The organism is Enterocloster sp. 210928-DFI.2.20 (genome assembly GCF_020554465.1).
In the GTDB taxonomy this organism is placed as follows: Bacteria; Bacillota; Clostridia; order Lachnospirales; family Lachnospiraceae; genus Enterocloster; species Enterocloster bolteae.
In genome coordinates, this window is record NZ_JAJCHK010000002.1 from 119,854 (window position 1) to 132,458 (window position 12,605).

A 12,605-nucleotide genomic window follows, 5' to 3' on the forward strand; every position below is an offset into this window, starting at 1 on the left:
GATATTATTAAGAAGGATAAAAAAGGAAGGTTAAAGTGAAAATAGTATATTTTGGGTCAGATGTGTTTTTGGACGTTTTTGAATACCTGCATCTGAACCATGAAATTCTGGCGTTATATACATACCACATGGAGGAGGACTATTTTAATGAGCATAATATAGTCCAGCTTGCCCACATGTCAGGCATACCTGTCTGTTATGGACAGATCACAGAAGATGAGATGTTCTCCTATATGGAAAAGGAGGGCTGTGAATTGTTTTTTGTGGCGGAATACAGCCACAAAATTCCTGTGCCGGATGACAGCCGGTTTTACGGCGTCAACATTCACAGCTCCTTGCTTCCTGAGGGGCGCAGCTACTATCCCGTCGAGTGTGCCATGGAGCGCGGGCTGGGGAGAAGCGGCGTGACCATGCATAAGATTGCAAAGTCCCTGGACCGGGGGGACATCCTGGCCCAAAGGAAGTATGACATACAGCCGGGTAATGACAGCGTGGATATTTATTTAAAGAGCGGACGCCAGGCCCTTTCCATGGTAAAAGAGCTGATGGAGGATTTTGACAGGGTATGGTCAAATGCCAGGCCCCAGAAGGAGAAGCTTCCCTACTGGAACCGTCCCAAGAAGGAGGCGCTGGCCCTGAATCACAGCATGACGGTGGAGGAAGCCCGGGGGGTGTACCGGTGCTTCAATAAGATGACTACGGTGTGCATAGACGGACGTTCCTGCTATGTGGATGGATTTGCGGCAGGAAGCGTGCTTCTGGGGCAGGATGACAGCCATAATCTGTTTGTCCGTGAAAACAGGGTGCTGTACGGCGTGGCTGACGGGCATCTGCGTCTGGACCTGGTGCCGGTGTGGGAGGAATAGGCGTGATGAGAAGCAGAAAAAAAGGAAAGCTGCAGCTTAAGTTCCTTATAGGACTGATTGCAATGACCGTGGTCCTGATGATAACCCTGTGTCTTGTCATCACACGGCAGTACCGCCGCAGCATGGAATCATATTACACCAAGATGGCCTTTGACCAGGCTAAGATAGCTGCGGAGTATATTGACGGAGACACCATTAAGGACTATGCGCTGACACGAAAGACAGACAGCTACTACGACCAGGTAAGCCGTTATCTCCTGTATATGAAGGAGACTATAGGCATCAAGTATTTTTACGTGGTCATCCCCTGCGAGGACCATATGTACTATATATGGGACGTGGGAAAGACGGGGGAGGAGGGAGTATGCAGACTGGGGGATGTGGACGACTATTATCAGGGCGGCAGGGAAATCATGCGGGGCGCTTATCTGCATCCGGATGGTGAGGACACCATTCTCATAACAGATAATGAGGAGTACGGCTATCTGGCTTCCGCCTATGTGGCTATTCGGGATTCTTCAGACCGGCCAGTGGCCCTGTCCTGCGTGGATATTTCCATGGACATGATTAACAGGCAGATAGGGAGCTTCGCAGCCGCGGTGGTGCTGGTCATCCTGGCAGTCCTCCTTGTCTTTATCGTGGGATATTTTTTCTTTATCCGACAGTCGGTCTTAAGGCCCTTAAACCGCCTGAGTCAGGCGGCGAGGACCATTGTCAGCGAACAGATGGATGACCTCTCTAATTTCCATGTGGACGTAAAGACCGGGGATGAGATAGAGGAGCTGGGGGAAGCCTTCAGCCACATGGCCCATGAGCTATACAGTTATATTGAGAATCTGTCAGCTGTGACAGCGGAAAAGGAACGCATCGGGGCGGAACTGGACGTGGCCACCCATATCCAGGCCAGCATGCTGCCGGGCATTTTCCCGGCCTTCCCAAACCAGTCGAAATTTGACATCTATGCAACCATGCAGCCGGCCAAGGAGGTGGGGGGAGACTTTTACGATTTCTTTCTGGTGGACCAGGGACATCTGGCAGTGGTGATCGCGGACGTGTCGGGCAAAGGTGTGCCGGCTGCCCTGTTTATGGTCATCGCAAAGACGCTGATCAAGGACCACACCCAGGCAGGCGCCACCCCGGCTGAGGTATTCGGCGAGGTAAATGCCCAGCTCTGCGAGAGCAACGAGGAAGGGCTGTTTGTCACCGCATGGATGGGGGTTCTGGAAATTGCCACCGGGCATATGGTTTATGTCAATGCGGGCCATAACCCGCCGCTGGTGCGTCAGGCAGGAGGCAGCTTCGGATACATGAAGCTGAGGCCGGGATTCGTGCTGGCCGGAATGGAGGGAATCCGGTATAAGTCAGGTGAAATTGACCTGTCTCCCGGCAGTACGCTGTACCTCTATACAGACGGCGTCACCGAGGCCGCCAACAGGGAGAATGAACTCTACGGTGAAGAACGGCTTTTATCTGTGCTTGCCGCTCATGAGGACGCTGCGCCGGAAGAACTTCTTCCTGCTGTAAAGGCGGATATAGACGCTTTTGCAGGGGACGCGCCCCAGTTTGACGATATAACCATGCTTGCGTTAAAGCTGTCAGAAAAGTTAAAGCTGTCAGAAAAAAGGGGACAGCCAGCAGAGGAGGGAGCGCTATGATAGAGTTGACGGTACCGGCCGCATTGGAGGAACTGGAGCATGTACAGGAATTTGTGGAACAGGCGCTGGAGGCACAGGGGATTTCCATGAAGATTCAGATGCAGATTTCCATTGCAGTGGAGGAAATCTATGTCAATATTGCCCGGTATGCATACCACCCCGAAATCGGGCAGGCCACGGTGCGGTGTGCGGTGGGAGGAAATCCCCTGCAGGTAACCATTCAGTTTTTAGACAGCGGCAAGCCATTTGATCCCCTGGCCAAGCCGGATGCAGACACCACCCTTTCCGCTGAGGAACGGGACATCGGCGGACTGGGAATCCTCATGGTGAAGAAGTCCATGGATGATGTTGTTTATGAATACAGGGACGGCTGTAATATATTGACATTGATGAAACGTCTTTGACCCATTGGGCAAAGGAAGAAGGGTCATGAGAGAGGAAGATAAAATATGAAGATAAATATCAGGAAATGTCTGCTTGCCTGCATGGCATCCATGACGCTCATATCGTTTACTGCCTACGGGTCGGAACAGTCAGACCAGGATCAGATTCTAAGGGAAATAGCGGAACGCATTGCCGCCTCCGGGGATATACTGGACAAAATACAGGAAGGCGCTCCGTGGGAGGATGTGCAGAAGCTGGTGGAGGATTTAAAGCCGATGGACGTGGGCGGTCCGGGGCTTGATTCAGAGGAAGGAGAAAGCCGGGGCGCGTCCATGACCGGGGCTATGGTAGGGGCAGGTGGCACGGACTCTGGGGGAGGCAGTTCTTCCAATATAAATCTTGAGTTGGCCAGGCTACAGATACAGCTGGCCAACAGCACCAAAGATACCATGACGCCCTATATGAATGAGATAAACCGTATTCAGGAGAATCAGAACAGGGCAGGCAGCTTTTTATCCCAGGCACGGCAGATACAAAAAAGCGCAGAGAGCTCCAGAAAAAGCATTGCCATGCCGGATACGATGAAGTTCTACATGGATACCAATAAGATATCATACCCCAAGTCAAACCAGGGCCTTCTGTATTCGTCGGACCAGTGGAAGTCTGTTATACGGGGCCTGGAGGATTATATAGAAAAAACCGGCGCACAGGTTCAGTCCCTTATGGTAAAGATGCAGGAGCTTATGGGAGAGTATAACAGTTACAGCCAGGGAGCCTCCTCATCCCTTCAGGGCGGGTATAAGCCCCTCCAGGGCATTACCAGGGGACAGAGCCTTTTTTCCCAGCATGGAGGAGTTGTGAATACAGCGCCCATTGCCACCAGTATGATAATCGGCGTGTTCATCGGAATGGCTGTTATGTGGGGAATTCTCAAAAAGAAAGGTCCGGGATCCGGGAAGGAGGCCCATTCGTGACCGGCCTGAAGCTGGCAGCCGCCCTGGTGTGCGTACTCTACGGGGGATGGGAGTGTATCCGCAGAAAGCAGCCCCTCTTTTTTAAGCTCCTTCTCTACGCCATGGCCAGTTATCTGTTGGGAACCCTGTTCACAGCCGGCTATGCATTGGTCTATGGCCATGAACCGGAGGGATTTCATGTGGGAATATTGGGTTACATGGGAACCTATTTCTTCCTGCTGTCCTCCTACTATGGCGCTATCAACCGGCTGGCGGACGGCGGCGAGGCCAGATACCGGGGATACAGGCTGGCTGCTGCCTCCGGTCCCCTTCTGGTGCTGGTGCTGCTTGCCCACTCGGTGCGGACCCTGGGGGACGGGGCCTGCCTGACCTATGCCCTCCTATGCCTGCCCATTGCCCCGACCCTGTATTTTTCCATCAAGCACCTGATATTGCCGGATGTGGATTTGGGAATCATCCGGGTGATGCGCCCTTACAATGCCTGCGTCATCGTATTCTGCATGGTGCAGGTCCTTTTACAGGCCCCTGCATGTTCTGGTTTGGATATCCGGGCGGCCGGGTCTGTCCTGTCGTCGGTGCTTCTTATGACGCTGCTGCCAATGGCCGAAATGGGGGTGCGCAAATGGTTTATATAATATTTCTCTGCCTGACCATCCCCATGCTTCTGATGCTTCCGCTGCTGGAGATCAGGTCGCGCTGCATAGTGGGTTTTATGCTTCTGGGGACCGTCACAGCCCTGTCCGCCTATGAAATCAATACCATCGTGTATCCCATGACAGGACTGAGCGCCAGAAGCTTTTCCGAGCTGGTTCCGCCCATGACGGAGGAATTGCTCAAGGCAATGCCGGTGCTTTTGTACGCGGTTTTACTGGATGACCGGAGAAACAGGGTGCTCCCGATTGCCATGGCGGTGGGCGTGGGCTTTGCCATTCTGGAAAATTCCATGATCTTAATTGACAACGTGGGATCGGTAACCGTACTGTGGGCCACGGCAAGAGGCTTCTCCGCCAGCCTGATGCACGGACTGTGCACCGTGGTGGCGGGAACCGGAATCACATACGTTAAAAAACAAAAAAAGCTGTTCTACACCGGAACCTTCGGGCTTCTGTCCATTTCCATCACCATGCATGCCCTGTTCAACCTGTTGATTCAGTCAGATTATGATTATATCGGTATGGCTATGCCATTGGTACTCTATGGGCTGATTTACTGGCTGTATAAGGGGCAGAGGGTCCGTCTTCCATTTTAGGGGGGCCTGGAGTACAAGACCTGGTGAATCAGGATGCCCGGGTGCAGGTAGAATTTACCGGGAGCACGGAAGCATTCCTGACGAGCCAACATCCGTCCTGGATCCTGCCATGGCGGGTGAGGTGCTTTCCGTCATACGCGCCCTGGCAGGGGAAGGGCTCACCATGCTGATTGTTACCCATGAGATGAAATTTGTCCGGGATGTTTCCTCCCGCATCTTTTATATGGACCAGGGAGAACTATATGAGGACGGTCCTCCGGAACAGATTTTCGGCCATCCAAAAAAGGAGCGTACCAGGGCCTTTGTCAAAGGGCTCGAAGTCTTTGAACAGGAGATTACATCCCGGCGTTTTGACTACATCGAAATCAATATGGCCATTGAGGAATTTGGACGCAGGCAGATTCTTTCCCAGAGGCATATCAACAATATTGAACTTATCTTTGAGGAACTGTGTGTCCAGACACTGCTGGGGCGTATGGGGGATGAGATACGTTTGGGCTTTGCGGTTGAGGTGTCTGAGGTGTCTGAGGCGGATGAATCCTGCCTGGTGACAGTGACCTATGGCGGCAATGCATTTAAGCCGCTTATGGGCTGTTCTGATTCACTGTCCATGGTGCCGCTCTCCAGGGTGGTGCGCCAGTACAGCCATCGTTTCCAGAATGGAAACAATCAGATGAACCTGCATCTGTAAGAGAATGCATTACAGATATCATATAATTCCCACCAAGACAGCCTGATATTCCATGCCTTTTCCATTTCAGAATCACATTGCCTGAAATAAGCCGGGATGATAAAATGGAAACAGACAGGGCGAATTGGTGGGATTTAAATTGCAAAGGGGGAGCCGGAGTGAAAAGAAAGACATGAAAAGAAAAACATGGATTGCGGTTCTGGTCTTACTATGTTTCATCGCCGTATCAGACGTGAACACAGGCATACTGTCAGGTAAACCGTCCTTCTGTCTGGCGGGACCCATTGCCATTGCGAGAATCGCAGGCAAGGAGGATTTACTGAATTGGTATCAATCAGACAGTGCCAATGGAGGATTCGCCGTTCTTACCGCGGACCTGGTGATAGACGGTAAGGTGGAGCTGGGGATGGAACAGGGGAACGCAGGCCGGAGAAGGGAATTAAACACCAGGGATTTTACCATCCATATCGCTAATAAAGGGCGGTTGACAGTGGACAACCCGGACCTTTATTTTATGGGAAACAAGGAAATCATGACCGTGGAGAGCGGAGGCAGACTGTCTCTGTCTCAGGGCGGGACATATGAAAGCCTGTATTCCGATCACATCCTGGTCCAAGCGGGAGGAAAATACGAGATTTCCTCCCGTTTTCATCTGGCGGGAGGAATCAGGGATGAAAATAGAGAGCCGGAAACCTCAGATCCGCCCGGCGAAAGCTGGGGAGAGGACGTGCCTGCGGCAAGGCCGCTACTGCCCAATCCCGACAGTACTGTTCCCACTGTGGCCTGCGCGGAGGGAGAACCGCCGAAAAAGGAGGAGTACCCTGCTTATGACCTTGTGCTTTATCAGGCGGACAATGGGAAATATGAGTGGGCAGAAATACCGGTGCAGTGGGACTTGTCCTCCGTGGATTTTAACCGGGCGGGTGTGTATAGGGTATGGGGAAATTATTCCAAGGAGGCTCTGACAGACCGGAACCTGTGCAACCCAAGCGATCTGCGGGCATCCCTGGACGTGGCGGTGCAGAGCAGAACGTCAATGAAAATAGAAGCGGCAGACATTCTGTCAGCAGACGCGGACGGCTATGCAGTGATGCGGATACGGATTGCGGGAATTCCTGATAATGCAGTGGGACTGTATCTTTATTACAGTTTTGACCAGGTCAGCTATGAGATGGCAGCATGGACAGGGAAAGATGGGGAATATACGAACTACCTGGAACAAAATGCTGCTTCCGGCCAGGCCTATGATTATATTGTCTTTAAATACAACATAGGAAACCGGCCCATATGGTTTAAAACCCAGCTAAAAGTAAGAGATGGGGATGCGGTGCGCACTATGACTTCCGATCCGGTAAAATGCCAGGTCAGTCTGGTGCCGGAAGCCACAAAGCCGTCGTCTGACAGCGATGGAAGTTCCGGGGGCAACAGAGGCGGAGGCGGACAGGGAACATCCGGAAGGGGCGGTGTGGTTTCCGGGAATGCCTCAGGAGGACCTGGAGCCGGCGGGGTAAACGGCGGCGGGGTAAATGGCGCCGGCGGGGTAGATAGCGCCGGCGGAGGAGAGATGGCAGGAGACCAGGCTGGTATGGGAGAGGGCAGTCCGGGAGGAGCCGGGGTGTGGGGAGGCGGTTTTGGCATTCCTGCCACAGGGCAGCCGGACAGCATCCGGCCGGATACTGACAGGCCGGATACGGCCCGGGTAACGCAAGGGGATGCGTCTGCATCAGACCATCCTGAGGATGGACTTTTTGGGGAACGAAACAGACTGGGCAGAGACGCATATGGAAGGCGGGGGATGCCTGGAGATGAAAACGGAGACAATACGGAAGAAGCCGGTGATGCGCTCCAGGCTAATGCCGGGAAGGTTGAATCAGGGCCAGGGGGAGACGGACAGGAAGGGGGAGAAGGGGACGGTTCTTCTGCTTCCGACGGCCGGCATGGACGCGTAAAGCGGTTCGTGTATGTTTTTGCAGGCTCTGCCGGAATTCTTCTGAGCGCCAATCTGGGAGTGGGGCTGCTGAAAGGGCGCAGAGTAGAGAGTGGGGTGAAGCGTTTAGTGAGGAAATGGAGGCGGAAAGGGTAGCTGGCCGCTGTGCTCGAACGTACCCTGACGTGGGATAGAATCGACCGTAAAATATTAATAAAAGCAAGGCCCCGGGAGTTTGGCGCTCCCGGGGCTTTTGAATGTATTTGACCCAATATCTGTACTTGCAGGTGGGGGCGTTCAATCGAAAAAAATGAATTATAAATTCAAAACTATCAATTTTACAAAACTGAATATAACCGTTATACTCATATTATAGTTAGTGCAAAAGTTATAAAAAATTAAAAAAATAAAGTAAAAATTTATGGAAAGGTGATGATTATGTTGAAATTCAAAATTCTGGAAAAGGACGGCACTGAAGGAACCATCGAGTTTGAGGAGAGGTACGTTATCAATGCGGGATACACGGGCAGGGACCAGGCCGCTGTGAAAGCTCACATTGATGAACTGAAGGAAGAAGGCATTCCTGCGCCTGACAAGACACCGGTCTACTTCGTGAAGCTCCCCGGTAAAATCACACAGGAGAAGACATTTGAGGTGCTGGATGAGACAGACCACTCCGGAGAAGTGGAATTCGTACTTCTCTGTGACGGGGAATCCATCTATGTGGGAGTGGGAAGCGACCACACGGACCGCAAGCTTGAAGTGGTGGATATACCAAAGGCCAAGCAAATCTATCCAAATACCATTAGCCGTGAACTTTGGCGTTTGGAGGATGTGGCTGGCCACTGGGATGATATTATAATCCGAAGCTGGGTAATAAACAACGGAGATAAGAAGGTTCTCCAGGAAGCAAAGCTGACAGCTATGCTGGATCCGATGGATCTTTTGGAACGGGTAAAAAAGCTTCTTAAGAATCCGGATGACACACAAGGACTTGTTATTTACTCAGGAACCGTTGCAGCATTATTTAAGGCTGACTACAGCCTGTATTTTGAAAGCGAGCTGGAGGATCCGGTTCTTGGAAGAAAGCTGAACAATGTATATGAACTGAATTGTGTCTCTTCTTGGTATAAGGGCGACTGATTCAGTCAGAAATAAGAGAATAATATAAAAAAATCAAAGGAGGATTTTACTATGGCAAAACAGGAGTATGAAATCAGGGATGTGGATTTATTTGGAGAGTGGCGTTTGGTAGAGGGCGGTTATAATGGGACAATGGAGAAGATTCTCTCATATGACCCTGAGACTGGCAACTATACCCGCCTCTTAAAGTTTCCGCCTAAGACAGATATGCCGGAAGTACTGACCCATGATTTCTGTGAAGAGATTTATGTTGTGGATGGGTACCTGACAGATACCAAAAAAAACCTGACCATGTCAAAAGGCTACTATGGTTCCCGCCTTCCAGGAATGCTGCATGGTCCCTACAGCATTCCTCTAGGATGCACAACAATGGAATTCCGTTACCAGGATCCCGGCAAGCCCATTGATCCGGAATGCAGCCTCCTCAAATTAAAATTGGGTGGACCAAGGGAATAGGGAATCTGCCCGGATACAGCCGGAGAAGGGCTCAGGAGGTAAAAGTAAGGTATGAAAGTTGCAATTGTACAATTTGCGGTTAATGATGAAGAAAGTAAGGAACAAAAAATTATCCGTATGGAAGGTATCCTGGATAACTTAAAGGGAACTGACCTTATCGTCCTGCCGGAACTGTGGAATATTGGTTTCTTTGCTTATGAGGAATATGCAAAGCAGAGTGAGCTGCTTACCGGTCCCACCTTCAGCAGTCTGGCAAGGAAGGCAAAAGAATTGGGATCCTATATCTTTACAGGAAGCATTTCTGAACAGGATGGGGATAAGTGTTATAATACAGCCGGCCTGATAGACCGGGAGGGAAGACTGCTGGGTACATACCGGAAGATGCATCTTTTCGCAGCCGAACGCCAGTATATGGAACGCGGTGACAAGCCGGTGGTTATTGATACTGAATTTGGCAAAATAGGTATGAGTATTTGTTACGACATCCGCTTTCCTGAGCTCTTTCGCAAGGAGGTGGAAATGGGAGCTGAAATATTGGTTAACTGCGCAGGATGGCCATATCCCCGTGTGGAGAGTTGGAATATGCTGCATCCGGTACGGGCAATGGAAAACCAATGTTATATGCTGAGCTGCTGCTGCGCCGGTGCCAGCCGCGGCAACCCGTTTATCGGCCGTAGCATGGTGATTGATCCCTGGGGAACAGTCCAGGCGGCGGCAGGTAATATGGAAACAGTGGTAAAGAGTGAAATATTCCCAGAACAGCTGGCAGGCATCCGCGAAACCTTTACTGCGCTAAAAGACAGGCTTTTATACTAGAAGGGGGAAAATCATCTTGGAAGATTCAAAGGCATCAGCAGGTAACATTCAAACCTATTTAAAAGAACAAAACATAGAACTCACCTTTGACCGCATTGTTATCCAGGCAATGAGCGGAATGGCTCAGGGACTTTTTGCCTCTCTTCTGATTGGCACAATTATTGGTACAATCGGAAAGTTCATACCTGGGTCAGTGGGTGAATTCTGCAAGGGGATATCCGGATATACAGGGCAGATGCAGGGAGCTGCCATGGCTATGGCCATCGGTTACGCGCTGCAATGTCCGCCATATGTCCTGTTCTCCCTGGCTACGGTGGGATTTGCAACCAATGCACTGGGCGGTGCCGGCGGTCCGTTGGCAGTATACTTTGTCTCGCTGATTGCAATTTTTTTTGGAAAGCTGGTATCAAAACGCACAGCGGTGGACCTTCTGGTTACTCCAACGGTCACCATTGTTGTAGGTGTTATGGTGGCAAATTTTCTGGCGCCTCCCATTGGAGCCGGCGCATCCGCAGTGGGATATATGATTATGTGGGCTACGGAACAGCAGCCTCTGCTTATGGGGGTGCTGGTGGCAACCATTGTTGGTATTGCGCTTACGCTGCCCATCAGTTCCGCTGCAATCTGCGCAGCTCTCAGCCTTGTGGGGCTGGCCGGAGGAGCGGCGGTAGCCGGATGCTGTGCCCAGATGGTGGGACTGGCAGTATGTTCTTACCGGGAAAACCGTGTTAATGGTCTGTCTTCCATTGGATTAGGCGCTGCCATGCTCATGTTGCCGAATATTTTAAAGAAGCCTGTTTTGTGGCTGCCGCCTTTAATTACCGGGATGATTACCGGTCCTATAGCAACCTGTGTATTTCGCCTGAAAATGAATGGTACACCAATCTCATCCGGAATGGGAACATGCGGACTTGTGGGTCCAATCGGTGTGGTGACTGGCTGGTTCTCACCAGACCAGGCAGCGGTATTGATTAATGAGACTGCAATCTCACCGGTATTAAAGGACTGGATTGGACTTGCCTTGATTTGTTTTGTTCTTCCTGCCCTGCTATCCTTTGTTATCTCCGAGTTCATGAGAAAAAAAGGTTGGATACAACAGGGAGATTATACACTTATGTAGACAAGAGTGTGTTTGTGAATAAAAGAAGAGGGAAGCCCGGGAAGGTCGTAAGAACCCAGGGCTTCCTGCTTTTTGTCGTAAAGGGAATGATGCATTACGGATGCTGGCGGACCCCATCATCTAACAGGTCGATTTCAGACCAGTATTCCTGGGTCAGTTGGATGAGACCAGCCATCTGCGGCGTTAGATATTTGTTTTTGTGATAACAAATGTGTACATGAAAGGGCAGCTCATAATCTGTTATGGGAAGAACTGCCACTTTTCCGCTAAGGAAAGCGGAGCGGACAAGATGTTCCGGTAAAAACGATATGCCGAGATTTTGGCGTACTAAGTTGATGATGATGCTGGAACTTTCAGTCTGGATTACAGGGCATAGCTCTATACCCAGGCTTCGGGCCTTTTTGGTAAGTTCCTGACGCAGGAAAGTAATCTCACCGGTGAGAATCATAGGTTCCTCAAGGACTTTGGCCAGAGTGACCTGCTTCATCTGTGTTATGGGGTGCTCCGGCGCACTGATGAACACAGAGGATTCGGCATGGCTGCAGGCACACACACAATCCGACATGCTGATTTGGTCACCCATGGCAAAAATCAGGTCCACTTCATTACGGCGCAGCATTTCAAACAGAGGTCTGGTGACGGCAGGATAAATTTGGATTATCACATTTGGAAAACGTTCCCTGTATTTTTTAATATTAGTCAGAAGCAGGGAATTCATGATGGACTCCACAATACCAATCTTCAGTGTTCCATGTATTTCAGAAGGCGCTGTCAGACTGATGGAGGATATCTGCTCCTGAATCTGAAGGATTTGGTTGACATAGGGAATGACCTGCTGGCCGTAAACAGTCAAAGAGACACGGCGTCCAACATGCTCAAACAGGGAAAATCCCATCTCTGCTTCCAGCTGCTTGATCTGCGTCGTTATGGTGGACTGCGCATAGCCGAGCTCCTGGGCGGCTTTTGTAAAGCTTCCTAATTCTACCACGCGCAGAAAGCTATAGAGATTCCGAAACTCCATATTCACACCTCTATTTATCAATTTTTTTGAATTATAATTTCTATTATATCAATTTTACAAATAAAAAGCAATCACCTATAATGAAAACAAGAAATAAAAAAGGAGGCTTTAACTTGAGTACGATTACAATAAATCAGAAATGGTGCAAGACATGTGGAATCTGTATAGCGTTCTGCCCCAGGCATGTATTTAAAATGAATGAGAATGGGTATCCATATCCGGCCAGGCAGGAAGACTGTATTGGATGCAGGCTTTGTGAACTGCGCTGTCCGGACTTTGCAGTAAAGGTTGAGGAGGGATGAT

General features: G+C 50.5%; 13 protein-coding genes and 1 pseudogene. 13 read left to right on the top strand and 1 reads right to left on the bottom strand.

Annotation, left to right across the window (positions count from 1 at the left end):
- Positions 1 to 35: 35 nt before the first annotated feature.
- The 12 genes and pseudogenes from LI015_RS03295 (at position 36) to LI015_RS03350 (ending at position 11,281) form a co-directional block, all read left to right on the top strand.
- Positions 36 to 866, top strand: coding sequence for a formyltransferase family protein (locus LI015_RS03295; RefSeq protein ID WP_117625446.1), 831 nt, complete (start codon positions 36 to 38; stop codon positions 864 to 866).
- 5 nt (positions 867 to 871) lie between these two features.
- Positions 872 to 2,521, top strand: coding sequence for a PP2C family protein-serine/threonine phosphatase (locus LI015_RS03300; RefSeq protein WP_227124148.1), 1,650 nt, complete (start codon positions 872 to 874; stop codon positions 2,519 to 2,521).
- The gene (locus LI015_RS03305) at positions 2,518 to 2,925 is read left to right on the top strand and encodes an ATP-binding protein (protein ID WP_195632292.1); all 408 of its coding nucleotides are present in this window, start codon (positions 2,518 to 2,520) and stop codon (positions 2,923 to 2,925) included. The genes LI015_RS03300 and LI015_RS03305 overlap by 4 nt, the downstream gene beginning before the upstream one ends.
- A 45-nt stretch (positions 2,926 to 2,970) precedes the next feature.
- Complete coding sequence (locus LI015_RS03310) at positions 2,971 to 3,879, top strand: hypothetical protein (RefSeq protein WP_227124149.1); 909 nt, start codon at positions 2,971 to 2,973, stop codon at positions 3,877 to 3,879.
- On the top strand, positions 3,876 to 4,514 hold the full coding sequence (locus tag LI015_RS03315) for a hypothetical protein (protein WP_002575986.1): 639 nt from the start codon (positions 3,876 to 3,878) through the stop codon (positions 4,512 to 4,514). The genes LI015_RS03310 and LI015_RS03315 overlap by 4 nt, the downstream gene beginning before the upstream one ends.
- Entirely contained in the window at positions 4,502 to 5,128 is a 627-nt protein-coding gene (locus LI015_RS03320) for a PrsW family glutamic-type intramembrane protease (RefSeq protein ID WP_002568649.1), read from the top strand. The genes LI015_RS03315 and LI015_RS03320 overlap by 13 nt, the downstream gene beginning before the upstream one ends.
- 79 nt (positions 5,129 to 5,207) lie before the next feature.
- Positions 5,208 to 5,435: pseudogene (locus tag LI015_RS28680) on the top strand (amino acid ABC transporter ATP-binding protein); the annotation flags it as partial.
- A gap of 556 nt (positions 5,436 to 5,991) precedes the next feature.
- A complete protein-coding gene (locus tag LI015_RS03330; RefSeq protein ID WP_227124151.1) occupies positions 5,992 to 7,902 on the top strand; it encodes a hypothetical protein in 1,911 nt (636 codons plus the stop codon).
- Positions 7,903 to 8,184: 282 nt separating this feature from the next.
- Positions 8,185 to 8,889, top strand: coding sequence for a DUF2848 family protein (locus LI015_RS03335; protein ID WP_227124152.1), 705 nt, complete (start codon positions 8,185 to 8,187; stop codon positions 8,887 to 8,889).
- Positions 8,890 to 8,940: 51 nt separating this feature from the next.
- Positions 8,941 to 9,345 carry a cupin domain-containing protein gene (locus LI015_RS03340; RefSeq protein ID WP_002568645.1) on the top strand — a complete coding sequence of 135 codons (405 nt, stop codon included), beginning with the start codon at positions 8,941 to 8,943 and terminating at the stop codon, positions 9,343 to 9,345.
- A gap of 51 nt (positions 9,346 to 9,396) precedes the next feature.
- On the top strand, positions 9,397 to 10,161 hold the full coding sequence (locus LI015_RS03345) for a carbon-nitrogen family hydrolase (RefSeq protein WP_002568644.1): 765 nt from the start codon (positions 9,397 to 9,399) through the stop codon (positions 10,159 to 10,161).
- 16 nt (positions 10,162 to 10,177) lie between these two features.
- Positions 10,178 to 11,281 carry a PTS transporter subunit IIC gene (locus LI015_RS03350; RefSeq protein ID WP_002568643.1) on the top strand — a complete coding sequence of 368 codons (1,104 nt, stop codon included), beginning with the start codon at positions 10,178 to 10,180 and terminating at the stop codon, positions 11,279 to 11,281.
- Between the two features lie 94 nt (positions 11,282 to 11,375).
- On the opposite strand, the gene LI015_RS03355 is transcribed toward LI015_RS03350, so the two are convergent.
- The gene (locus tag LI015_RS03355) at positions 11,376 to 12,302 is read right to left on the bottom strand and encodes a LysR family transcriptional regulator (RefSeq protein WP_227124153.1); all 927 of its coding nucleotides are present in this window, start codon (positions 12,300 to 12,302) and stop codon (positions 11,376 to 11,378) included.
- A 113-nt stretch (positions 12,303 to 12,415) separates the two neighbouring features.
- On the opposite strand from LI015_RS03355, the gene LI015_RS03360 reads away from it, so the two are divergent.
- Complete coding sequence (locus LI015_RS03360; protein WP_002568641.1) at positions 12,416 to 12,604, top strand: 4Fe-4S dicluster domain-containing protein; 189 nt, start codon at positions 12,416 to 12,418, stop codon at positions 12,602 to 12,604.
- Position 12,605 lies beyond the last annotated feature (1 nt).